General features: G+C 71.6%; 20 protein-coding genes, 1 pseudogene and 1 riboswitch. Of the genes and pseudogenes, 9 read left to right on the top strand and 12 right to left on the bottom strand.

The features are described 5' to 3' along the window. Nucleotides 1-14: 14 nt before the first annotated feature. Both ACIGHB_RS14755 and ACIGHB_RS14750 read right to left on the bottom strand, forming a co-directional pair. Nucleotides 15-1379, bottom strand: coding sequence for an NYN domain-containing protein (locus ACIGHB_RS14755; RefSeq protein WP_360313621.1), 1365 nt, complete (start codon nt 1377-1379; stop codon nt 15-17). A 34-nt stretch (nt 1380-1413) separates the two neighbouring features. Then, a complete protein-coding gene (locus ACIGHB_RS14750) occupies nt 1414-1656 on the bottom strand; it encodes a hypothetical protein (RefSeq protein WP_360313623.1) in 243 nt (80 codons plus the stop codon). A gap of 160 nt (nt 1657-1816) precedes the next feature. Here ACIGHB_RS14750 and ACIGHB_RS14745 point away from each other — a divergent pair, with 160 nt between their 5' ends. The 7 genes and pseudogenes from ACIGHB_RS14745 to ACIGHB_RS14715 form a co-directional block, all read left to right on the top strand. Beyond that, nucleotides 1817-2551 (top strand): rhomboid family intramembrane serine protease, encoded by a 735-nt coding sequence (locus ACIGHB_RS14745; protein ID WP_391073407.1) that lies wholly within the window; start codon nt 1817-1819, stop codon nt 2549-2551. Next, complete coding sequence (locus ACIGHB_RS14740) at nt 2548-2829, top strand: Lrp/AsnC family transcriptional regulator (RefSeq protein ID WP_030758121.1); 282 nt, start codon at nt 2548-2550, stop codon at nt 2827-2829. The genes ACIGHB_RS14745 and ACIGHB_RS14740 overlap by 4 nt, the downstream gene beginning before the upstream one ends. A gap of 92 nt (nt 2830-2921) precedes the next feature. After that, nucleotides 2922-3218 (top strand): small hydrophilic protein, encoded by a 297-nt coding sequence (locus ACIGHB_RS14735; RefSeq protein ID WP_399913079.1) that lies wholly within the window; start codon nt 2922-2924, stop codon nt 3216-3218. A 59-nt stretch (nt 3219-3277) separates the two neighbouring features. Continuing rightward, entirely contained in the window at nt 3278-4630 is a 1353-nt protein-coding gene (locus ACIGHB_RS14730) for a sensor histidine kinase (RefSeq protein WP_388870838.1), read from the top strand. Between the two features lie 27 nt (nt 4631-4657). Beyond that, the gene (locus tag ACIGHB_RS14725) at nt 4658-5317 is read left to right on the top strand and encodes a response regulator transcription factor (protein WP_360313629.1); all 660 of its coding nucleotides are present in this window, start codon (nt 4658-4660) and stop codon (nt 5315-5317) included. Nucleotides 5318-5398: 81 nt separating this feature from the next. Then, complete coding sequence (locus tag ACIGHB_RS14720; RefSeq protein ID WP_399913075.1) at nt 5399-6829, top strand: SLC13 family permease; 1431 nt, start codon at nt 5399-5401, stop codon at nt 6827-6829. Further along, nucleotides 6826-8027: pseudogene (locus ACIGHB_RS14715) on the top strand (glycerate kinase); the annotation flags it as partial. The gene ACIGHB_RS14720 and the pseudogene ACIGHB_RS14715, both read left to right, overlap by 4 nt. Here ACIGHB_RS14715 and ACIGHB_RS14710 read toward each other — a convergent pair. The 6 genes from ACIGHB_RS14710 to ACIGHB_RS14685 form a co-directional block, all read right to left on the bottom strand. Continuing rightward, nucleotides 7988-9388, bottom strand: coding sequence for an aminotransferase class V-fold PLP-dependent enzyme (locus ACIGHB_RS14710; protein WP_360313635.1), 1401 nt, complete (start codon nt 9386-9388; stop codon nt 7988-7990). The pseudogene ACIGHB_RS14715 and the gene ACIGHB_RS14710 overlap by 40 nt on opposite strands. 204 nt (nt 9389-9592) lie before the next feature. Further along, nucleotides 9593-9709: riboswitch (SAM riboswitch) on the bottom strand. Nucleotides 9710-9807: 98 nt separating this feature from the next. After that, entirely contained in the window at nt 9808-10872 is a 1065-nt protein-coding gene (trpD, locus tag ACIGHB_RS14705) for an anthranilate phosphoribosyltransferase (protein ID WP_360313637.1), read from the bottom strand. Nucleotides 10873-11000: 128 nt separating this feature from the next. Continuing rightward, a complete protein-coding gene (locus ACIGHB_RS14700) occupies nt 11001-12626 on the bottom strand; it encodes a cytochrome bc complex cytochrome b subunit (RefSeq protein WP_360313639.1) in 1626 nt (541 codons plus the stop codon). After that, complete coding sequence (locus ACIGHB_RS14695; RefSeq protein ID WP_360313641.1) at nt 12623-13675, bottom strand: Rieske 2Fe-2S domain-containing protein; 1053 nt, start codon at nt 13673-13675, stop codon at nt 12623-12625. Before ACIGHB_RS14695 ends, ACIGHB_RS14700 begins: the two co-directional genes overlap by 4 nt. Further along, a complete protein-coding gene (locus ACIGHB_RS14690; protein WP_360313643.1) occupies nt 13672-14481 on the bottom strand; it encodes a c-type cytochrome in 810 nt (269 codons plus the stop codon). The genes ACIGHB_RS14695 and ACIGHB_RS14690 overlap by 4 nt, the downstream gene beginning before the upstream one ends. Nucleotides 14482-14555: 74 nt before the next feature. Further along, nucleotides 14556-15176 (bottom strand): heme-copper oxidase subunit III, encoded by a 621-nt coding sequence (locus tag ACIGHB_RS14685; RefSeq protein WP_189850239.1) that lies wholly within the window; start codon nt 15174-15176, stop codon nt 14556-14558. 202 nt (nt 15177-15378) lie between these two features. On the opposite strand from ACIGHB_RS14685, the gene ACIGHB_RS14680 reads away from it, so the two are divergent. Then, nucleotides 15379-15780: a hypothetical protein gene (locus tag ACIGHB_RS14680; protein ID WP_360313645.1), complete on the top strand. Its 402-nt coding sequence runs from the start codon at nt 15379-15381 to the stop codon at nt 15778-15780. Nucleotides 15781-15810: 30 nt separating this feature from the next. Here ACIGHB_RS14680 and ACIGHB_RS14675 read toward each other — a convergent pair whose 3' ends face one another. The 4 genes from ACIGHB_RS14675 to coxB all read right to left on the bottom strand — a co-directional run bounded on the left by ACIGHB_RS14675 (nt 15811) and on the right by coxB (nt 20270). Further along, nucleotides 15811-17067, bottom strand: a complete 1257-nt coding sequence (locus tag ACIGHB_RS14675) for an Ig-like domain-containing protein (RefSeq protein ID WP_399913067.1) — start codon at nt 17065-17067, stop codon at nt 15811-15813. Between the two features lie 112 nt (nt 17068-17179). Beyond that, nucleotides 17180-17578, bottom strand: coding sequence for a cytochrome c oxidase subunit 4 (locus ACIGHB_RS14670; RefSeq protein ID WP_360313649.1), 399 nt, complete (start codon nt 17576-17578; stop codon nt 17180-17182). Further along, nucleotides 17575-19308 carry a cytochrome c oxidase subunit I gene (ctaD, locus tag ACIGHB_RS14665; protein ID WP_360313651.1) on the bottom strand — a complete coding sequence of 578 codons (1734 nt, stop codon included), beginning with the start codon at nt 19306-19308 and terminating at the stop codon, nt 17575-17577. The genes ACIGHB_RS14670 and ctaD overlap by 4 nt, the downstream gene beginning before the upstream one ends. Further along, nucleotides 19305-20270: a cytochrome c oxidase subunit II gene (gene coxB, locus ACIGHB_RS14660; protein WP_388870155.1), complete on the bottom strand. Its 966-nt coding sequence runs from the start codon at nt 20268-20270 to the stop codon at nt 19305-19307. Before coxB ends, ctaD begins: the two co-directional genes overlap by 4 nt. A gap of 392 nt (nt 20271-20662) precedes the next feature. Between coxB and ACIGHB_RS14655 the strand changes: the two genes are divergently transcribed. After that, nucleotides 20663-22048 carry a cysteine desulfurase/sulfurtransferase TusA family protein gene (locus tag ACIGHB_RS14655; protein ID WP_399913063.1) on the top strand — a complete coding sequence of 462 codons (1386 nt, stop codon included), beginning with the start codon at nt 20663-20665 and terminating at the stop codon, nt 22046-22048. The last annotated feature ends 66 nt before the right edge of the window (nt 22049-22114 follow it).

The following is a 22114-nucleotide window of genomic DNA, read 5'->3' as shown; positions in this document are numbered from 1 at the left end:
AGCCGGGCGAGTCGCTACGAGAGCCGCGAAAGGCGCTTGAGGAGCAGAGCGGACGCCACCGGACGCGCGCCGGCCTTGGCGACGCCGTCCGCGACCTCGCGGTCGGTGGAGACCACGACGACCGGCCGGCCCGGCGGCTCCGCCCGTACCAGCTGGCGGATCAACTCGTCGGCCGTCACACCGGGCTTGGAGAAGAGCACCCGCACCCCGCGCGGCGGCGCCAGGAGCACCGGCGCGGCCAGCTCCGCCCCGTCGAAGACACAGGTGACCTCGGCCCCCGAGCGGGCCGCGAGGGCGGAGAGCCCGCCGAGCAGCCGCAGCCGCTGCTTCTCCAGCGGCATCGTCGGATAGCCGGTCTTGGTGACGTTGTAGCCGTCGACGACGAGATGGGCCTGCGGCAGCTCCAACAGCTGGTCGAGCAGGGCCGGATCGGTCTCCGACAGGGCGCGGGCCGCGATGTCCTTCGGGGACATCCGCCCCGGCTCCACGGCGTCCACGGTGTCCGCGGGGTGCATCGACGCCGGGGGCAGGGCGAGTTCGCGCCGCAGCCCCTGCGCCGCGTCGAGGACGGTGTCGAGCAGCAGCCGCAGCCGCATGTCCTCCACCGAGCGCCCCTCGCGGGCGGCCCGGCGGCTCGCCTCCAGGGCCGCCTCGACCTCGCCGAGCCGGGCCTTGAGCCGCCGCGACTCGCTCTCGGCGGCGGACACCTGCGCCGCCGCCTCGGAGCGGGCGGTCTCGAACTCGGCCTGGGCGCGGCGCAGCGCCGCCTCGCCCCGCTTCACGTCGCTCTGGGCGCCGCGCAGCTTGCGGTGAAGCGATTCGGCTTCCTTGCGGGTGGCCTCCAGGTCGTGCCGGAGCTGTTCGGTCTCGCCCCGGGTCCGCTCGCGGGCGGCGGCGAGCTCCTCGCGGAGCCGCTCGACCTCGCGCCGGCCCGCCTCGTCGGCGCGTTCGGCGTCGGCCCGCTGGACCTCCTCGCCGGCGGCGGCCACCAGCTTGACCCAGCCCGGCGGGCGGAGCACGTACGCCGCCGCGGCCACGTCGACGGGGTCGGCGGCGGCGGGCGGGGTGCCGGTCTCGACGGCCGCGGCCAGCTCCGGCTGGGCCTGCCGGAAGCGTTCGCCGATCCGCTGCCGGAAGAGCGGGTCGCCCTCCAGGGCGGCGGCCATCGCGTTGCCGGCGAACTTGGCGCGCCGGCTGGCGGTGAAGCGGGCGTACTGGCGCAGGGGGGCGGGCAGCTCGGCGACGGTGAGGCCGCCGAAGGCGTCGGCGACCAGCGCGATCACCCGCCGCCGTACCCCCTCCGGCAGGGGATGGTCGAGCGTCTCGGCAGCGTCACCTGCCGCGCCGGCCGGTTCGTCACCGTGCGCGGGCTGCTCCACGATCCGTCACCCCTACTGTCTTCGGCGCCGTCCGTCAGGACTCGGCGCCCGGCTTGTCCACGAGTTCGATCTGGTCCACCGCGTTGCACCAGCGGCAGCGGACCGACTCGATGGTCTCACTGAGCACCTCGCGCTCCTCGACCTTGGGCTCACCGGCCAGGTCCAGATGGACGTACTCCACGACCTTGGAGGAGCGCGTCACGTCGAAACGGGTCAGGTTGCCGCAGAGGGTGCAGCGCCAGCGGGTCTCGGCGGTCGGCAGGGGAACCGTCGTCATCGTTGCCGTCCTTCTTCCTGTCGTGGTGGAACCAGGTGCGGAGCCGCGGTGCGCCGTCGGACTGCGGTGCTCGATCCCGTAACCCTACGGCCTCACCGGAGGGCCCCCGGCCCGGCGAGGCACTCTGTCCACTTCGTCCCTTCTGGGCCATGATCTGTCCATGATCGACTGGCGAGCCACGGCCCTGGGCGCGTACCAGGGCGTCCGTACCGGACCCGCGGTAACCTACGGGCTGATCGCCGCCTGCTGTCTCCTCTTCATTGTCAGCCCGGTCTCCGGACTCAACCCGGCGTACGGGACGGGCGACGAGGTGCTCGCGGCGCAGGGCGCGTACTTCCGCCGGTGGGGCGTGGTGCCGGCCGAGCTGACGCGGGGCGATCCGGGCGCGCTGCTCACCCCCTTCACCGCCCTCTTCGTGCACGGCGGCTGGCTCCACCTGCTCGGCAACATGCTCTTCCTCTGGGTCTTCGGGGCGATGGCCGAGGAGCGGATGGGGCACGTCGAGTTCGCCCTCTTCTACCTGGGCACCGGCTACATCGCCCTGACGGGCTACGCGGTGGCGCACGCCGACAGCGCGCAGACCCTGGTCGGGGCGTCGGGGGCGATCTCCGCGGTGCTCGGCGCGTTCCTCTTCCTCTTCCCCCGCTCCCGGGTGACCAGCCTCTTCCCCTTCCTCTTCTTCCTGCCGCTGCGCTTCCCTGCCTGGGCGGTGCTCGTCTTCTGGTTCACGCTCCAGTGGCTGGCCGCGCGGGCGGCGGGCGCGGGCCCGGGGGTCGCCTACCTGGCCCACGTCGTGGGCTTCGCGGCCGGCTTCCTCTACGCCTGGGTGCGGTTCCGGGGTGGGGATAGAGTGAAAACCCCAGCAGCGGCGACCGAGGGAGACAGCCAGCCGTGATCACCGCGATCGTCCTCATCAAGACCAGCGTGGACCGCATCCCCGAGATCGCGGAGTCGATCGCCGCGCTCGACAACGTCAGCGAGGTCTTCTCGGTGACCGGTACGTACGACCTCATCGCGATGGTCCGGGTGCCGCGCCACGACGACCTGGCCGAGGTCATCCCCGGCCGGATCAGCAAGATCCCGGGTGTCGAGGGCACCGACACGCACGTGGCCTTCCGCACCTACTCGCAGCACGACCTGGAGGCGGCCTTCGCCATCGGCCTGGAGTCCTGACCCGGGATCCCGTGCCGCCGTGACGCCCGGATGAAGGAATCCTCATCCGGGCTTCATCCTGGGCCCCGGCTTCCCGCCCGACCCTGGGCGGCATGTCCTTCACCCACCGCATGGCCGGACTCGTCGCCGTGGTCGCCGTCCCGCTCGGCATCGCCGCGACCAGCTACGCGCTGACCGACGAGCCGGAGGCGCCGCGGGTCCCGCCCGCCGTGCACCTCTCCACCACGCCGACGCCCACCGCGCCGGTGCCCCCCACGCCGACGCCCACCGCGCCGACGCCCGCCGAGAGCGCGCCGACCGCCCCCACGGCCCCCTCGACGACCCCCTCCGACTCCGTCGTGCCCGGCCCCTCCACCACGGGCGACGACGACGATGACGATCACGAGTGAAGCGCACCGAACACCGTCTCTCCGCCCGCGTCCGCATCCTGCTGTGGCTGCTGCTCGTCATGGCGGTCGCGCTCGCCGCGGTCGCCGTGGTCACCCGCACCCTGCTGCTGCGGGACGCCGACCACCGCATCAACCAGCTGCTCACCCAGGAGACCGGGGAGTTCGCCACCTTCGTGACCCAGGGCGTCGACCCGGCGACCGGCCGGCGCTTCACCGACCCCGAGACGCTGCTGCGGGTCTTCCTCCAGCGCCAGTACTCCGACCCCGACGAGGAACTCCTCGGCCTGGTCGGCACCGGCGGGCCCGGCCCGAGGGTCGTCCGGCAGTCCCGTGACATACCGAGCGCCCTGCCGCTCCACCTCGACCGGCCCGCGCTCGACGCCATCGCCGCCGCCCCGGAGCCCTCGGGCCGGATCGACCGGAAGCAGGGCGAGGTGCGGTGGGCGAAGGTGCCGATCGAGACCGGCGGGCCGCCGTCGGCGTTCGTCGTCGCCTTCCACGCCGACCGGCAGCAGGCCATCGCCGACGAGGCGTTCCGCATCCTGCTCGCCATCTCCGGCGTGGCCCTGCTGCTGACCACCGGCATCGGCTGGGTGGTCGCGGGCCGCATCCTCGCCCCCGTACGGGTGGTGCGGACGACCGCCGCCGAGCTGACCGAGCGGGACCTCACCCAGCGGATCCCGGTGCAGGGCAAGGACGACATCGCCGCGCTCGCCGAGACCTTCAACGCGATGCTCGACCGGCTGGAGCGGGCCTTCGCGGGCCAGCGGCAGTTCGTGGACGACGCCGGGCACGAGCTGCGGACCCCCATCACCATCGTCCGCGGACATCTGGAGCTGATGGGCGACGACCCCGCCGAGCGGGCGGAGACCGTGCGCCTCGTCACCGACGAACTCGACCGGATGAGCCGGATCGTGGAGGACCTGCTGCTGCTCGCCAAGGCCGAGCGGCCCGACTTCGTGCGGACCGAACCGGTGCAGCTGGCCGAGCTGACCGCCGACGTCTTCGTGAAGGCCCGGGCACTGGGCGACCGCGACTGGGTGCTCGACGGCGTCGCCGACCGGGAGGCGTCCCTCGACGCCCAGCGCATCACCCAGGCGATGGTGCAGCTCGCGCAGAACGCGGTCCAGCACACGGTGCCGGGCGCGCGGATCGCGATCGGCTCGCGGACCGGGGCCGGACGGATCGAGCTGTACGTGGCGGACCGGGGCCCCGGTGTGCAGGAGGCGGACGCCGCCGTGATCTTCGAGCGATTCCGGCGGGGCACCGCCCGGCGCGGAGCGCGCACCAGCGGTGCCGGGCTCGGGCTGGCCATCGTCCGGGCGATCGCCGAGGGGCACCGGGGCGGCTCCGTCGAGCTCCGCCCGACCGAAGGCGGCGGAGCCACCTTCGTACTTGTCTTCGAGGAGTGAATCCTCGGTGCTGTCAGAGGAGACACCATGAACCGCGTCCTGATCGCCGAGGACGAGGAGCGCATCGCCTCCTTCGTGGAGAAGGGCCTCCGCGCCAACGGCTTCACCACCTCCGTCGCCGCCGACGGCGACACCGCGCTCGCCTGGGCGCTCACCGGAGGCTTCGACCTGATGGTCCTGGACATCGGGCTGCCCGGCCGGGACGGCTTCACCGTCCTGCGGGAGCTGCGCGAGGCCCGGGTGACCCTGCCCGTCCTCGTCCTGACGGCCCGTGACTCGGTCCGCGACACGGTGGCCGGCCTGGAGGGCGGCGCCGACGACTGGATGACCAAGCCCTTCCGCTTCGAGGAGCTGCTCGCCCGGATCCGGCTGCGGCTGCGCACCGCCGCCCGCGCCCCCGAGGTGACCGTGCTCCGCAGCGGCGACCTCGGTCTCGACCTGCGCACCCGGCGGGCCCGCTCCGGAGACCGGACGGTGGACCTGACCGCCCGTGAGTTCGTGCTCCTCGAACTCTTCCTGCGCCACCCCGGGCAGGTGCTCTCGCGCGAGCAGATCCTCTCCCACGTGTGGGGGTACGACTTCGACCCCGGCTCCAACATCGTGGACGTCTACGTCCGCGCGCTGCGGAAGAAGCTGGGCGCGGAGCGGCTCGAAACGGTGCGGGGCATGGGGTACCGGATGCCCTGACGCACCGGGCCGGTGGACGCGTGAACCTTCCTTCATGGAGGGCTCATCGACGGCTCACCGGCCGCCCGGAGGGTGGTTCCTGTGAACCTCTCCCTCCGACAGACGGTGTGGCTCTGCCTCGCGCTCAGCGCCTGCGCGGTGCTCGCCGTCCCCGGCACCGCCCCCGGCCTGGGCGGCGAGGCGCGGCTGACCCTGGCCGTCTTCGCCCTCGCCACCTGCGCCTGGATCGCCGCCCCGGTCGACGACACCTACATCGCCCTGGGCGCCGGTCTCGCCCTCACCGTCACCGGGGTGCTCAGCGCCGACACCCTCTTCGCCACCCTGGGCGACGCCACCGTCTGGCTGCTGATCTGCGCCTTCGTCCTCGCGGCGGCGGTCACCCGGACCGGCCTCGCGGGCCGCGCGGCCGCCTTCCTCGTCACCGGGGCCCGGTCCGTACGCCAGCTGGTCCACCTCACCACCGCCGCGCTCGTCGTCACCGCCTTCGCCGTCCCGGCCACCTCGGGTCGGGCCGCCCTGGCCCTGCCGGTCTTCCTCGCCCTCGCCCGCTCGCTCGCCGACCGGCGCCGGCTCGTGGTGATGCTGGCCCTGCTCTTCCCCACCGTCATCCTGCTGTCGGCCGTCGCCACCCTGATCGGCGCCGGCGCCCACCTCATCACCGTCGGGGTGCTCCTGGAGCAGACCGGCGAGTCCATCGGCTTCGCCCGCTGGCTGGTCCTCGGCCTGCCGCTCGCGGTCGTCTCCTCCCATCTGGCGGCGGAGGCGGTGCTGCTCACCACCACCCGGCGCGAGGACCGGCGCGGACCCGTGAAGATCACCCTCGACGCGCTCCAGGAGCACTCCGCCACCCCGGTGTCGGGCCCGCTCTCCCCTCCCGAACAGCGCTGTCTGCTGCTGCTCTGCACGGTGGTGGTGCTGTGGTGCGCCGAACCGCTGCACGGGGTCTCCCCCGCCGTGGTCGCGCTGATCGGCGCGGTGGTGGCCTCCTCCCCCGCGCTCGGCACCGTCCGGATGAAGGACGGGCTGCGGTCGGTGCCCTGGCCGATGCTGCTCTTCATGGCGGCGACCACCGCGATGGGCGTGGCCCTGGTCGACTCCGGCGCCGCCGGCTGGCTCGTCGGCGGCATGCCGGGCGGGGTGCCCCCGTGGGCCTTCCTCGCCGTGGTCGTCGCCGTGAGCACCGCCGCCCACCTGGTGCTCCAGTCCCGCTCGGCCCGCTCCTCCGTCCTGGTGCCGCTGGTCGTGGCCGCGGCGGCCGGCGCCGGGGTGAACCCGGTGGCCGCCGCGCTCGCCTCCACGGCCGCCGCCGGCTTCTGCCACACGCTGCCGGCCTCCGCGAAGCCGGTCGCCCTCTTCGCCGAACCACCGGACGGCGTCCCCACCTTCGCCCCCCGCGACCTGCTGCGGCTCTCCGCCGTCCTCGCCCCGCTCAGCGCCGCCCTGGTGCTGCTCTTCGCCCTCGTCGTCTGGCCGCTGCTCGGCGTGCCCGTCCTCCTGGAGTCCCAGCCGTGAGCCTTCACATCGCCGTCGCCCCCAGCGGTTTCAAGGAGTCCCTCTCCGCCCCCGAGGCCGCCGAGGCCATCGCCGAGGGGCTGCGCCGGGTCCGCCCGGACGCCGTCGTCGACCTGATACCCCTGGTCGACGGCGGTGAGGGCACCGCCCAGGCACTGGCCGCCGCGACCGGCGGCAGGCTGCTGCCCCGGATCGCGACGGGCCCCCTCGGCATCCCGGTGCGCACCCACTTCGCGCTGCTCGACCACTCCTCCGCGGTGGTCGAGATGGCGGCCGTCGCGGGCCTCTCCCTGGTGCCGGCCGGCCGCCGAGACCCGGGTTCCACGACCACGTACGGGGTGGGCGAACTGATCCGGGCCGCGCTGGACGCCGGAGCCCGCCGCGTCCTCGTCGGCTGCGGCGACTCCGGAACCTCGGACGGCGGAGCGGGGGCGCTCCAGGCCCTCGGCGCCCGGCTCCTGGACGCCGAGGGAGCCGAACTCCCGCCTGGGGGTGCCGCGTTGAACCGGCTGGACCGGATCGACCCGGCCGGGCTCGATCCCCGGCTCGCGACCGCCGAGCTGCTCGTCGCCTGCAATCCGTACAACGTGCTCGGCGGCGAGCGGGGCGTGGCCCGGGTCTTCGGCCCCCAGAAGGGCGCGGGTCCGGAGAGCGTCGAGGAGCTGGCGGCGGCCCTGGACCGCTGGGCCGCGCTGCTCGTACGGGACCTGGGCGCGCCCGCCGGACTCGGTACGGCCCCGGGGTCCGGGGCCTCGGGCGGGCTCGGCGCCGGACTCGCCGCGCTCGGGGCCCGGCTGCTCCCCCGCTTCGAGGTGCTGCTCGACCACGTCGACCTGGACGCCCGGCTGGCCCGCGCCGATCTGGTGATCACCGCGGAGGGCGCGCTGGACGGGCAGACCGTGCGGGGCAAGGTGCCGGCGGAGGTGGCCCGCCGGGCCAAGGCCCACGGGGTGCCGGTCCTGGCGCTGGCCGGGACGCTCGGGCAGGGCGCCCACGAGGTGCGGGCGGTCGGGGTCGACGCCTACGGCTCGATCCTGCCCGCGCCGGTGGCGCTGCCCGAAGCGCTCGACCGGGGCGCCGAGTTCCTGGCGGACGCCGCCGAGCGGGCCCTGCGGATGGTGCTGGTCGGCACCCGGCTCGCGGCCTGAACCCCGGCGCTCAGCCGCGGTCGGGCACGCAGCGGCCGTCCTCGGTGCGGTACTTCCACTGGGCGCCGTCGCGGACGAGTTCCTTCACGGCGCCGACGAACCGCTCGACGTGCTCGTCCGGCGTACCGGCGCCGAAGCTGACGCGGATGGCGTTGAGGGACCGCTCGCCGGGAGCGGCCGGCTCGGGGGCGCCGCACTCGCCCGGGTCCTGGGCGTCGGAGCCGAGCAGGGTGCGGACGAGCGGGTGGGCGCAGAAGAGGCCGTCGCGGACGCCGATGCCGTACTCGGCGGAGAGGGCGGCGGCGAAGTGGGAGCTGTTCCAGCCGTCGACGACGAAGGAGATGACGCCGACCCGGGGGGCGTCGTCGCCGAAGAGGGAGAGGACGCGGACCTGGGGCACCTCGGCGAGGCCGGCGCGGACGGTGTCGATGAGGTGGCGCTCGCGGGCGACGAGGGTGTCGAAGCCGGCCTCGGTCAGCGCCTTGCAGGCGGAGGCGATGGAGTAGACGCCGATGACGTTCGGGGAGCCGGCCTCGTGGCGGGCCGCGGTGGTGTGCCACTGGACGTCGACGCCGCCGTCGGCCCGGCGGGCCACGGTGCGGGAGGCGCCGCCGCCGGCCAGGTACGGCTCGGCGGCCTGGAGCCAGTCGGCGCGGCCGGCCAGGACGCCGGAGCCGAAGGGCGCGTAGAGCTTGTGCCCGGAGAAGGCGACCCAGTCCACGTCGAGTTCGCGCACGGAGACCGGGTGGTGCGGGGCGAGCTGGGCGGCGTCGAGGACGATCCGGGCGCCGTGCGCGTGGGCGGCGGCGGCCAGTTCGCGGACCGGCCACAGCTCGCCGGTCACGTTGGAGGCGCCGGTGACGCAGACGAGGGCGGGGCCGTGAGGGTCGCGGTCGGCGAGGGCGCGCTCCAGGGTCTCGACGGCCTGGGCGGGGGTGCGGGGGGCGTTGAGGTAGGTGACCTGGGCGTCGCGCCAGGGCAGCAGGGAGGCGTGGTGCTCGGTCTCGAAGACGAAGACCTGGCAGTCGGCGGGCACGACCTGGGCGAGGAGGTTGAGCGAGTCGGTGGTGGAGCGGGTGAAGACGACCTGGTCGTCCTCGCGGCAGTCGAGGAACTCGGCGACGGTGGCGCGGCTCTGCTCGAAGAGGTCGGTGGAGAGCTGGGAGAGGTAGCCGGCGCCGCGGTGGACGCTGCCGTAGTACGGGGCGTAGGCGGCGACGTCGTCCCAGACCCGCTGGAGGGCGGGGGCGCTGGCGGCGTAGTCGAGGGCCGCGTAGGTCACCTCGCCGCCGGTGACGAGCGGGACGGTGACGTCGCGGCCGAGGACGGGCAGCGGGCCGGTGCAGCAGGCGTCGGCGTCGGAGGCGGCGGTCTCGGCGGTGGTGGCGGCGGCGTTCGGGCGTGCGGACATGGCGGTATCTCCCGGCAGGACAGGCGAGTGGCGTGAAGGACCCGCGGGGCGACGCGCGACGGCGTGCCGTGTACGGGTGGTGACCTCGACGCGCGGCGAGAAGGGGGCCGTGCGGAGGTGGGAAGAAGGGGCCGGAGGCCCTAACGCATTCGCTTGCTCACGAGACCGCTCCCTCGAGGACCAGGACCCCAGGGATGGCGCAGGGGTCCGCGCTTGCCGAGGACCTTGCTGTCCACGGCCTGGTCTTCACCCGGGGCACCCCGCCACGGACGGAGGGTTGCCGGACAGCCAGCCGGGGCTTGAGGGCTGTCACTCATGACCTGTTGCCGAACGTATGCCACCGCTCGCGGTCCGCGCAACCCCGTCCGCATTCCGGAACGGGTGTCGCGGCGGGTGTCACGCGGACCGCGCGGCGGTCGTCACGCGTTGCTGGCGGTGATCCAGCGGTCCAGGGCCGCGCGGGCGGCGCCGGAGTCGATGGACTCGGCGGCCCGCGCCATGCCGGCGCGCAGCCGCTCCGCGAGGGTGCCCTCGCCGGGGTCGAGCGCGGTGAGCGCCGCCGCCGCGTTGAGCAGCACCGCGTCCCGTACCGGTCCGGTCTCGCCGGCGAGGAGACGGCGGGCGACGTCGGCGTTGTACGAGGCGTCGGCGCCGCGCAGCGCCTCCAGGGGCGCGAGGTCGAGGCCCGCGTCCCGGGGGTCGAAGACCTCTTCGCGCACCGCGCCGTCCCGGACCACCCACACGCGGGAGGTGCCGGTGATGGTCAGCTCGTCCAGGCCGTCGTCGCCGCGGAAGACCAGCGCGGAGTTGCCGCGCTCGGCGAGGACTCCGGCGACGATCGGCGCCATCCGGGGGTCGGCGACGCCGACGGCCTGGGCCTTCACCCGGGCCGGGTTGGTGAGCGGGCCGAGCACGTTGAAGGTGGTGCGGATGCCGAGCTGGCCGCGGGCGGCGGCCACGTGCCGCAGCGAGGGGTGGAACTTCACCGCGAAGCAGATGGTGATCCCGGCCTCCTCGGCGACCTCGGCGACCCGCTGCGGGGTGAGCCCGAGGTTGATGCCGAGCTTCTCCAGGACGTCGGAGGAGCCGGAGGCGGAGGACGCGGCCCGGTTGCCGTGCTTGACGACCTTGGTGCCGGTGCCGGCGACGACGATCGAGGCCATCGTGGAGATGTTGACGGTCTTGGCGCCGTCGCCCCCGGTGCCGACGATGTCGACGGCCGGGCCGGGCACCTCGATCGTGTTGGCGTGCGCGTACATCGTCCGGACGAGCCCGCTGATCTCCTCGACGGTCTCGCCCTTGGCGCGGAGCGCCACCATGAAGCCGGCGATCTGGGCGTCCGTCGCCTCGCCGCTCATGATGAGGTCCATCGCCCAGGCGGTGTCGTCGGCGGAGAGGTCCTTCCCCTCCAGGAGGCCGTTCAGGAGGACGGGCCAGGAGCGGCCCGCCGTGGTCGGTCCTCCAGCGGGGGTCACAGCGCTCATGGCAGCTCCTGATGATCGTGTGTCGGATACGGGTCCAGCCTATCGAGCCGCCGGTACGGCAAAGAGCCCCGTCCATCGAATGGACGGGGCTCTCGCCGTGGCGACCTACGTCAGGAGGTCAGGAGGGATCAGTGGTGGCCGTGGCCGCTCTGGATCTCCTTGTACTCCTCCAGGGTGGGCTTGGCGACCTGGTTGTCGTCGCCGTAGTAGCCCTTGTTGAGCTTGACCCGGAGCTTCTCCACCGCGCCGACCTTCCGCTCGACGCCGTTCTCGTCGACGGCCGGCGGCAGCTCGGCGGGCTGGTACTGCTCGTGCGCGGTGAGCTTGTACAGCTCGCCCTGGCTGAGCGGCTCGTGGATCTCGACGAACTCACCGTGCGGCAGGCGCTTGATGATGCCGGACTCGCGCCCGTGCAGCACCTTGTCCTTGTCCCGGCGCTGGAGGCCGAGGCAGATCCGCTTGGTGACGATGAACGCGATGACCGGGCCGACGAAGAAGAAGATCCGCACGAACCAGGTGATCGAGTTGATCGACAGGTGGAAGTGGGTCGCCCAGAGGTCGTTTCCACCACCCACGAGCATGATCATGTACGCGGTGATCCAGGCGACACCGAAGGCGGTGCGCGTCGGAGCGTTGCGCGGGCGCTGCGCGATGTGGTGCTCGCGCTTGTCGCCGGTGATCCAGGACTCGATGAACGGGTAGACCGCGATCGCCGCGAGGACCAGCGGGAAGATCACCAGCGGGATGAACACGCCCAGGACGAGCGTGTGGCCCCAGAGGTTGATCTCCCAGCCCGGCATGACGCGGATCAGACCCTCGGCGAAGCCCATGTACCAGTCGGGCTGGGCGCCGGTGGACACCTGGTCCGGGCGGTACGGGCCGAGGGCCCAGATCGGGTTGATCGAGGCGATCGCCGCGATGACCGTGATGACGCCGAAGACCAGGAAGAAGAAGCCTCCGGCCTTCGCCATGTACACGGGGAGCAGCGGCATGCCGACGACGTTCTTGTTCGTCCGGCCGGGGCCCTCGAAGTGCGTGTGCTTGTGGACGAACACCAGGATGAGGTGCGCGACCACCAGGCCCAGCATGATGCCGGGGAGCAGCAGCACGTGCGCCGAGTAGAACCGGGCCACGAAGTCGCCGCCGGGGAACTCGCCGCCGAAGAGGAACATCGACAGGTAGGTGCCGACGATCGGCACCGACAGGATCGCGCCCTGCATGAAGCGGACACCGGTGCCGGAGAGCAGGTCGTCCGGGAGCGAGTAGCCGGTGAAGCCGGTGAACATGCCCAGGAAGAACAGCAGGAAGCCGAACAGCCAGTTGATCTCACGCGGCTTGCGGAACGCACCGGTGAAGAAGACGCGCATCATGTGCACGAACATGCCGGCGAGGAAGATCAGCGCCGCCCAGTGGTGGATCTGCCGGATGAGCAGACCACCGCGCACCTCGAAGGAGATGTGCATGGTCGAGTTGAACGCCTCGGACATCAGCTGTCCCTGGAGCGGGACGTACGGTCCGGCGTACTCCACCTCGTTCATCGACGGGTGGAAGAACATCGTCAGGTAGACGCCCGTCAGGATGATGATGAGGAAGCTGTAGAGGCAGATCTCGCCCAGCATGAAGGACCAGTGGTCCGGGAAGATCTTCCGCATGTTGGCCTTGGCCAGCGTGTAGATCCCCAGGCGGCCGTCGGCCCAGTCGGCGATCCGCTCACCGGCGGGCGCCTTCTTGTCCGTGTGGGTCACAGTGCTCATCCGCGCTCCCAGAAAGAGGGACCGACGGGCTCGTCGAAGTCGCCGTGCGCTTCGAGGAAGCCCTCGTCGTTCACGCCGATCCGCAGCTGCGGGAGGGCGTGACCGGCCGGGCCGAAGATGACTCGGGCGCCGTCGGACAGGTCGAAGGTGGACTGGTGGCACGGGCAGAGCACGTGGTGGGTCTGCTGCTCGTACAGCGAGATCGGGCAGCCGACGTGGGTGCAGATCTTCGAGAAGGCGACGATGCCGTCGTGCGACCACTCGAGCTCGCGCTTGTCCTTGATGTCCTCCGGCTGGATCCGGACGATCATCAGGGCGGCCTTGGCGATCTCGACCTGGAAGTGGTGGTCGTGCTCCGAGAGGCCCTCGGGCATCGCGAAGGTCAGCGAGCCGACGGCGACGTCCTCGGGACGCAGCGGCTCGTGCGTGTTCATGTTGATGAGCAGCTTGCCCTTGGCCCACAGCGTGGTGCGGAGCTTCTTCTCGGGCAGCGGGCCCATGTCACGCAGCAGCACGACGCCGGAGAGCGGCACCAGGGCCAGCGCGCCGAACATGGTGTTGCGGATGAGCTTGCGGCGGCCGAAGCCGGACTCGGCGGCGCCGGCCGCGAAGTCCGCCATGACCTTCGCCTTGACCTCGGGCGTCGCGGCCATCGGGTGGCGCTCGTCCGCGATCTCGACGTCGGACATCAGGGTGCGGGCCCAGTGGACCGCGCCCGCGCCGATGAAGAAGAGGGCGAGGCCGAGCGTCCAGCCGAGCGCGAAGTTGAGCGCGGACACGTGACCGAAGGGCCAGATGTACACGTTCTTGTCGACCGGGAAGATCACGTACGAGGCGATGAAGCCGACGGTGGCCAGCATCGACAGCACGAACATGAAGGCGACCGCGCGCTCGGACCGACGGGCGGCCCGCTCGTCGATGTCCTGGATGCGCGGCTTGTGGGGCGGAAGGCCCGGGTCGACGAACGGGTTGTCCGCGACCTTCACCGCGCCGTGCGCGGTGTCCTGCCCTGCCGGCAGGTTCTCTTCTGGAATCTCTTGGGTACTCATGACTTCTTGGCCTTAGCGGTGTGGGCCGCGACCCAGATGGCAACTGCGATCAGGGCGCCCAGACCGAAGATCCAGGCGAACAGGCCCTCGGAGACGGGGCCGAGGCCACCGAGCGAGAGGCCGCCCGGGCTGGCGGTCTTCTCGCCGTTGACGGCCTGGACGTACGCGATGATGTCCTTCTTCTCCTTCTCCGGCATGGTGCTGTCCGGGAAGGAAGGCATGTTCTGCGGGCCGGTCTGCATGGCCTCGTAGAGGTGCTTCGTGCTGACGCCCTCAAGGGTCGGGGCGTACTTGCCGTGGGTCAGCGCGCCGCCCTCGCCGGTGAAATTGTGGCACTGCGCGCAGTTGGTGCGGAACAGCTCGCCACCCTTGGCGACGTCGGCACCCGCGGGGTCGTGCTGGCTTTCCTTCGGCGTGATCGGGCCGGCGCCGAGGGAGGCCACGTACGCCGCGAGCTGGTCGATCTCGGCCTGCGTGTAGATGACCTTCTTCTTCGGCACCTGGGCGCCGGGCTGCTGCGCCGGCATGCGGCCGGTGCCGACCTGGAAGTCCACGGAGGCGGAGCCCACGCCGACGAGGGACGGGCCGTCAGTGGTGCCCTGACCGCCGGTTCCGTGGCAGCTGGCGCAGCCGACGGAGTAGAGCTTCTTGCCCTCCTCGATGGCGAGGGACTGGGCGGTTTCATCGGCCTTCGCCGTGCCCGCGGGCGCGAACGCGGCGTACAGCCCCCCCGTGGCCGCCAGCGCGAGAAGTAGGACGACGACCGCCGCCAGCGGATGGCGTCGTCGTGCGGAGAGCTTTTTCACGGATTACCCCGGTGTCAGGATCTTCTGCGTCGATGCTTGCTGGATGTCGGTCCGCCGCGACGGGCGGTGGCCGACTACTTGATCATGTAGATCGTGGCGAAGAGGCCGATCCAGACGACATCGACGAAGTGCCAGTAGTAGGACACGACGATGGCGGCGGTTGCCTGCTCGTGAGTGAACCTCTTGGCGGCGTACGTCCGGCCGAGGACCAGCAGGAAGGCGATGAGACCGCCCGTCACGTGCAGGCCGTGGAAGCCGGTGGTCAGGTAGAACACCGTGCCGTACGGGTCGGACGAGAGCGAGAGGCCCTCGTGCTTGACCAGCTCGGTGTACTCCAGGACCTGGCCGCCGACGAAGATCGCACCCATCACGAACGTGATGATGAACCACGTCCGGAGCTTCTTCACGTCACCGCGCTCGGCGGCGAAGACGCCGAGCTGGCAGGTGAGGGAGGAGAGCACCAGGATCGTGGTGTTGGTCGCCGAGAACGGGAAGTTCAAGGCGTCGGCCTTTTCCGTCCAGAACTCGGGACCGGTCACCGATCGCAGGGTGAAGTACATCGCGAAGAGGGCCGCGAAGAACATCAGCTCGGAACTCAGCCAGATGATGGTTCCGACGCTGGTGAGGTTCGGTCGATTGACCGACGGGTGCGCGTGCCCGGTATCTACTGTCGTTACTGTCGCCACGACCGACATTATGTCGGTCGCTTATCCCGCCCTCACTCCGGGGGGTGCCGTTCGGAGTGTCAGGGGGGTGTGTCCAGCCCGAACGGCCCATCGCGCGGGCCCCCCGGCACCCTTCGAACAGGTGTTGAACGGGTGTTGACGGGGTGTGGAGCGGAGTAGCATCCCGCGCACCGGTCGAGGACGACCGGCCCGCCTTCCGGACGGAGGAACGATGCAGTCGAGTGCCACGGTCCTGGTCTACAGCGACGACGCGAACACCCGGGAGCAGGTCCGGCTCGCCGCCGGGCGGCGGCCCGCGGCGGACGTGCCCCCGGTGGAGTTCGTGGAGTGCGCGACGCTCCCGGCCGTGCTGAAGCGGCTCGACGAGGGCGGGATCGACGTCTGTGTCCTGGACGGCGAGGCCGTCCCCGCGGGCGGCATGGGCGTCTGCCGGCAGATCAAGGACGAGGTCTTCCGCTGCCCGCCGGTGCTGCTGCTCATCGGCCGCCCGCAGGACGCCTGGCTGGCCACCTGGAGCCGCGCGGACGCCGCGGTCACCCTTCCGGTGGAACCGGTCGAGTTCGCGGCGTCCCTGGCCGCCCTGCTCCGCTCCCGCCTGTCGCTGGACGCGTGACGGCGCGGGTCCGGCGGGCCGGCCCCGCTCTCAGAGGGAGGGCCGGAGGCGGGCCCTGGTGACCTCGGTGGCCGAGGGGTCGCCCTTCTCGGCCACCAGGGCGCTGCCCCGGCGCCACTTGTCCCACTCCATGTTCCAGTCGCCGAAGCCGTTGCCGAAGGTGTCCATCAGTTCGCCGTAGCTGTTGACGGTCCTGACGATGTCGCCGGGGCGGACGGTCTCGTAGAACCAGGCGGCGTTGCCGGTGGACATGCCCACGCAGCCGTGGCTGACGTTGGCGACGCCGTGGGAGCCGGCGGACCAGGGGGCGGCGTGCACGTACTCGCCGCTCCAGGTGACCCGGGTGGCGTAGTACACCGGCAGGTCGTACGACTCCGAACTGCCTTCGGCGATGCCGATGCTGGTCCCGCGCATCCGGACGTAGTACTCCTTGCCGAGCACCACTTTGATCCCGTTACGGGTGGAGAAGCCCGGTTTCCCGGTGGTCACCGGAATGGTGTTGATCACTTCTCCGTTGCGCCGGACGGTCATGTAGTGGGTCGAGGCGTCGGCGACGGCCTCGACGCGGTCGCCGATCTTCAGCCGCAGCGGGGCGGACGGGCCGCCGTAGAGCTTGTCGCCGACCCGGAGCCCGTCGAGGTTGGCGGTGACGGAGACGAGCGTGCCGGCCGGCCAGTACTCCTTGGGCCGGAAGTGCAGCTTCTTGTCGTCCACCCAGTACCAGGAGCCCTCGACGGCGGGCGTGGAGCGGACCTTGAGCGCCCGTTCGACGACGGCGCGCGCGGCCCGGTCCTTGACGGCGAGGCTGAGGTCGGCGGTGATCGGCTGCCCGACGCCGTACGTGCCCGCCTCCGGCCCGAAGGTGGCGGTCAGGGCCCTTTTCGCCGGAGCCGTCTCGAACGTGTACGTACGGGCGCCTGGGGCCCCGTCCTCGTCCTCCGTGGCCACTCTGACGGTGTAACGGGTCCCGGCGGCCAGCGAGCCCGTGGAGCGCCAGGTGCGGCCGTCCGCGGTGAGCTCGCCCGCGAGGTGCCGGCCGGCCGCGTCGACGGCGGTGACGTCGGTGAGGCGTCCCTCGTCGCCCTTGGCGGTGATCTCCAGCGGCTTCTCGGGGTCGAGACGGGTCCCGTCGGCCGCCGCGAACGTGATCTGGTCGGCCGCGTCGTACGGGGTCTCCGACAGCGGGTGCCCGTCCGGGCCGCCCGCGCACGCCACGACGCCCGCGGTGACGGTGAGGGCCAGAAGAGTGCAGCTCAGAACAGTCCGAATGCGCGGCGTGTCGTTCATGACCTCACGCTAAGGACAGTTCCGCGCCGTGGCGCGCCGAGCGGCGCAAACGAGGGGCCCGGCCGCTTCGCGTACGAAGTGACCGGGCCCCTCGGGGGTGTTGCGGGTGCCACTACTGGTTCTGGTTCTCACCGCGGTAGAACTCGAAGACCCAGCCCCAGATGCCGACGAGGATCAGCGGGGCGGAGAAGTACATGATCCACCACCCCATCGCGACCGAGAGGAACGCGAGCGCTCCACCGAGGGCCAGCGACAGCGGCTGCCAGCTGTGGGGGGCGAAGAAGCCCACCTCGCCGGCCTCGTCCGCGACGTCGGCCTCCTTGTCGTCCTGGGCCATCGCGTCGACACGCTTGGCCGTGAAGGCCAGGTAGTAGCCGATCATGATGGAGAGGCCGAAGGCCAGGAAGAGCGCCGTCGTACCGACCGGCTCCTTGCTCCAGACGCCGTAGAGGACCGCCATGGCAAGGATGAAGACGCTCAGCCAGATGAACATCTTGCCCTGGATCTTCACTTGCCGGCCTCCTTGCTGCCCGTGAGGGCCGCGGCCTCGTGCGGCTTGTTCTCCAGCTGGTCGACAGCCGCGATCTCAGGGTGGTGCAGGTCGAACGCGGGCGATTCCGAACGGATCCGCGGCAGCGTGAGGAAGTTGTGCCGCGGCGGCGGGCAGGACGTCGCCCATTCGAGCGAACGGCCGTAGCCCCACGGGTCGTCGACCTCGACCTTCTTGCCGTACTTGGCGGTCTTCCACACGTTGTAGAAGAACGGCAGCATCGACAGGCCGAGGAGGAACGACGAGATCGTCGAGATCGTGTTCAGCGCGGTGAAGCCGTCGGCGTCCAGGTAGTCCGCGTAACGACGCGGCATGCCCTCGGCACCGAGCCAGTGCTGCACCAGGAAGGTGCCGTGGAAGCCGATGAACAGCGTCCAGAAGGTCATCTTGCCCAGGCGCTCGTCCAGCATCTTGCCGGTGAACTTCGGCCACCAGAAGTGGAAGCCGGCGAACATCGCGAAGACGACGGTGCCGAACACCACGTAGTGGAAGTGCGCCACGACGAAGTACGAGTCGGAGACGTGGAAGTCCATCGGGGGCGAGGCCAGGATGACGCCGGTCAGACCACCGAAGGTGAAGGTGATCAGGAAGCCGATCGTCCAGAGCATCGGGGTCTCGAAGGACAGCGAGCCCTTCCACATCGTTCCGATCCAGTTGAAGAACTTCACGCCGGTCGGTACGGCGATGAGGAACGTCATGAAGGAGAAGAACGGGAGGAGCACGCCTCCGGTGACGTACATGTGGTGCGCCCACACCGTCACGGAGAGACCGGCGATCGCGATGGTCGCGGCCACCAGACCGATGTAGCCGAACATCGGCTTGCGGCTGAAGACCGGGATGACCTCGGAGACGATGCCGAAGAACGGCAGCGCGATGATGTACACCTCTGGGTGTCCGAAGAACCAGAAGAGGTGCTGCCAGAGCAGGGCTCCGCCGTTGGCCGCGTCGAAGACGTGGGCACCGAACTTGCGGTCCGCCTCGAGGGCGAAGAGCGCCGCCGCCAGGACCGGGAAGGCGAGCAGGACCAGGACACCGGTCAGCAGCACGTTCCAGGTGAAGATCGGCATGCGGAACATCGTCATGCCCGGGGCGCGCATGCAGATGATCGTGGTGATGAAGTTGACCGAGCCGAGGATCGTGCCGAAGCCGGAGAAGGCCAGACCCATGATCCACATGTCGGCGCCGACGCCCGGCGAGCGGACCGCGTCCGACAGCGGGGAGTAGGCGAACCAGCCGAAGTCGGCCGCACCCTGCGGGGTGAGGAAGCCGGCCACCGCCATGATCGAGCCGAAGAGGTACAGCCAGTAGGCGAACATGTTCAGCCGCGGGAACGCCACGTCGGGCGCGCCGATCTGCAGCGGCATGATCCAGTTCGCGAATCCGGCGAACAGCGGCGTCGCGAACATCAGCAGCATGATCGTGCCGTGCATCGTGAACGCCTGGTTGAACTGCTCGTTCGACATGATCTGCGTGCCCGGACGGGCCAGCTCGGCGCGCATGAAGAGCGCCATCAGGCCGCCGATGATGAAGAACACGAACGAGGTGACCAGGTACATCGTACCGATGGTCTTGTGGTCGGTGGTGGTCAGCCACTTCACCACCACATTGCCGGGCTGCTTGCGGCGGACGGGCAGCTCGTTCTCGTACGAGTCCTCAGCCGCGGCACCCTTGGTTTCGTTGGGGATGCTCACAGTTGGTTCTTCTCCGCGTTCCTGGCCGGGTCCGTCTGCTCGATGCCGGACGGGATGTAGCCGGTCTGGCCCTTCTCGGCCAGCTCCTTCAGGTGCGCCTGGTAGCGCTCCGGGGAGACGACCTTGACGTTGAAGAGCATCCGGGAGTGGTCGACACCGCACAGCTCGGCGCACTTGCCGAGGAAGGTGCCCTCCTGGGTCGGGGTGACCTCGAAGACGTTGGTGTGGCCCGGGATGACGTCCTGCTTGAAGAGGAACGGCACCACCCAGAAGGAGTGGATGACGTCACGCGAGGTGAGGACGAAGCGGACCTTCTCGCCCTTCGGCAGCCACAGGGTCGGGCCCGGGTTGCCGGTCTGCGGGTTGCGGTCGCCGGGGATGCCGGCGGCGTAGACGCCACCCGCGTTCTCCGGGAACTGCTTGATGTACTTGTCCGGAATGGACGCGAGGTTCTTGTCCGTCTTCGCGTCGCCCTCGACGCCGGGCACGTCCTCGATGTAGTTGAAGCCCCAGCTCCACTGGTAGCCGACCACGTTGATCGTGTGGGCCGGCTTGTCCGAGAGGGCAAGGAGCTTCGACTCGTCGCGCGCGGTGAAGTAGAAGAGCACCGAGACGATGATGAGGGGGGTGACCGTGTACAGCGCCTCGATGGGCATGTTGTAGCGGGTCTGCGGAGGTACCTCGACCTTGGTCCGGCTGCGCCGGTGGAAGATGACCGACCACAGGATGAGGCCCCACACCAGGATGCCGGTGAGGAGCGCGGCGGCCCACGAGCCCTGCCACAGGGAGAGGATCCGAGGCGCCTCTTCCGTGACGGGGGTGGGCATGCCAAGGCGGGGGAAGTCTTCCCAGTTGTACGAGCAGCCGGTGGCTGTCGCCAGGATCAGGCCCGCAGTCAGCACCTGCGGCAGCTTCCGCCGCATCGGGCGCCGCGACGAGCGGTCGGAGCCGTTGGGACTCACGTAGCGCCTTCCCGAGAGTCTCGGCCCGCGTTGGTCGGCCACGGCCGTCCGTCTCGCTGGTCGGTCGCCGCCCCGGCCGCGGGCAGGGGTTTGGATGTTTATGCGGACCAAACCCTACTGGACGCTATTTGGGGTCGCGCGGGGAGGGTGCCCAACGCGCCGTCCGAGTCCCCGAAGGGGTGGACGCGATCGTTCCGGAGACCCACCGGAAGCCCCCGTTCGAGGGTCTGGGGGTGGCTGGGGGCGGCGATCTGACGTGGCCTCATCCGTGGGGGGGGGCGGGGGGGCGGGGGCGGGGTGGGGGCGCGGCCTGGGCCGGGGTGGGGGTTGCCTTCCCCGGACGGCGGGCGGGGGGCGGAGGGGTGGAGGGGTGCAGGCTCTACCGTGGGCGGATGCCGTACTTCGACGCCGCGTCCGCCGCTCCTCTCCATCCCGTCGCCCGTCAGGCGCTGCTCGCCGCCCTCGACGAGGGGTGGGCCGACCCGGCCCGGCTCTACCGGGAGGGCCGGCGGGCCCGGCTGCTGCTCGACGCGGCACGGGAGGCGGCCGCGGAGGCGGTCGGCTGCCGCCCCGACGAACTCGTCTTCACCCCTTCGGGGACACGCGCGGTCCACTCGGGCGTGTCGGGGGCCCTCGCCGGGCGCCGGCGGGTCGGCGGACGGCTCGTCGTCTCGGCCGTCGAGCACTCCTCGGTGCTGCACGCGGGCGAGGCGCACGCGGCGGCCGGCGGGACGCTGACGGAGGTTCCGGTCGGCCGGAACGGCGCGGTGGACCCGGCGGCCTTCGCGGCGGAGCTCGGCGAGGGCGTCGCGCTCGCCTGCCTCCAGTCGGCCAACCACGAGGTGGGTACGGAGCAGCCGGTGGCCGAGGTCGGTGAGGCGTGCCGGGCGGCCGGGGTGCCGCTGCTCGTGGACGCGGCCCAGTCGCTGGGCTGGGGGCCGGTGCCGGAGGGCTGGTCGCTGCTCGCGGCGAGCGCGCACAAGTGGGGCGGGCCCGCGGGTGTGGGGCTGCTCGCGGTGCGGAAGGGCGTGCGGTTCGCTCCGCAAGGCCCGTCCGACGAGCGGGAGTCGGGCCGCGCGCCCGGCTTCGAGAACCTTCCGGCGATCGTCGCGGCGGCGGCCTCGCTGCGGGCGGTACGGGCCGAGGCGGCGGCGGAGGGCGCCCGGCTGCGGGCCCTCGTCGACCGGATCAGGGCGCGGGTGCCGGAGCTGGTGCCGGACGTGGAGGTGGTGGGCGACCCGGTGCGGCGCCTCCCCCACCTCGTCACCTTCTCCTGTCTGTACGTCGACGGGGAGACGCTGCTGTCCGAGCTGGACCGGGAGGGTTTCTCCGTTTCGTCCGGTTCGTCGTGCACCAGCTCGACGCTGACGCCCAGCCATGTGCTGCGCGCGATGGGGGTGCTGAGCGAGGGGAACGTCCGGGTCTCCCTGCCCGGCGGGACCTCGGAGGAGGACGTGGACCGCTTCCTCGCGGTGCTGCCGGGGGTGGTCGCGACGGTACGGGAGCGGCTGGGCGTGCCGTCGTCCGGCGCCGCGGTGCCGGACGGGGGCGGGGAGCTGGTGGTGGACGCGCGGGGGAAGCGGTGCCCGATCCCGGTCATCGAGCTGGCGAAGGTCATCGGGACGGTGCGGGTGGGGGGGACGGTGACGGTGCTCTCGGACGACGAGGCTGCGCGGCTGGACATTCCGGCGTGGTGCGAGATGCGGGGGCAGCGGTACGAGGGGGTGTCGCCGGAGCCGTCGGGGGGGCACGCGTACGTCGTCCGCCGCGAGTCGTAACCCGCCGCACCGTTGCGCGCCGCGCCGCCGCTTCGTCGCGTGCTGCGCCCGCCGCGCCCGCCGTTT

It is taken from the genome of Streptomyces sp. NPDC085460 (assembly GCF_044541975.1).
In the GTDB taxonomy this organism is placed as follows: domain Bacteria; phylum Actinomycetota; class Actinomycetes; order Streptomycetales; family Streptomycetaceae; genus Streptomyces.
Note: the sequence above shows the minus strand (reverse complement) of the source record. Positions and strands in the feature narration are given on the sequence as shown.

Excerpts from the sequence above, each read along its gene's own strand:
- ACIGHB_RS14750 (WP_360313623.1), bottom strand. The coding sequence starts at position 1,656 with ATGACGACGGTTCCCCTGCCGACCGCCGAGACCCGCTGGCGCTGCACC.
- ACIGHB_RS14745 (WP_391073407.1), top strand. The coding sequence starts at position 1,817 with ATGATCGACTGGCGAGCCACGGCCCTGGGCGCGTACCAGGGCGTCCGT.
- ACIGHB_RS14735 (WP_399913079.1), top strand. The coding sequence starts at position 2,922 with ATGTCCTTCACCCACCGCATGGCCGGACTCGTCGCCGTGGTCGCCGTC.
- ACIGHB_RS14730 (WP_388870838.1), top strand. The coding sequence starts at position 3,278 with ATGGCGGTCGCGCTCGCCGCGGTCGCCGTGGTCACCCGCACCCTGCTG.
- ACIGHB_RS14725 (WP_360313629.1), top strand. The coding sequence starts at position 4,658 with ATGAACCGCGTCCTGATCGCCGAGGACGAGGAGCGCATCGCCTCCTTC.
- ACIGHB_RS14710 (WP_360313635.1), bottom strand. The coding sequence starts at position 9,388 with ATGTCCGCACGCCCGAACGCCGCCGCCACCACCGCCGAGACCGCCGCC.
- trpD (WP_360313637.1), bottom strand. The coding sequence starts at position 10,872 with ATGAGCGCTGTGACCCCCGCTGGAGGACCGACCACGGCGGGCCGCTCC.
- ACIGHB_RS14700 (WP_360313639.1), bottom strand. The coding sequence starts at position 12,626 with ATGAGCACTGTGACCCACACGGACAAGAAGGCGCCCGCCGGTGAGCGG.
- ACIGHB_RS14695 (WP_360313641.1), bottom strand. The coding sequence starts at position 13,675 with ATGAGTACCCAAGAGATTCCAGAAGAGAACCTGCCGGCAGGGCAGGAC.
- ACIGHB_RS14685 (WP_189850239.1), bottom strand. The coding sequence starts at position 15,176 with ATGTCGGTCGTGGCGACAGTAACGACAGTAGATACCGGGCACGCGCAC.
- ACIGHB_RS14680 (WP_360313645.1), top strand. The coding sequence starts at position 15,379 with ATGCAGTCGAGTGCCACGGTCCTGGTCTACAGCGACGACGCGAACACC.
- ACIGHB_RS14675 (WP_399913067.1), bottom strand. The coding sequence starts at position 17,067 with ATGAACGACACGCCGCGCATTCGGACTGTTCTGAGCTGCACTCTTCTG.
- ACIGHB_RS14655 (WP_399913063.1), top strand. The coding sequence starts at position 20,663 with ATGCCGTACTTCGACGCCGCGTCCGCCGCTCCTCTCCATCCCGTCGCC.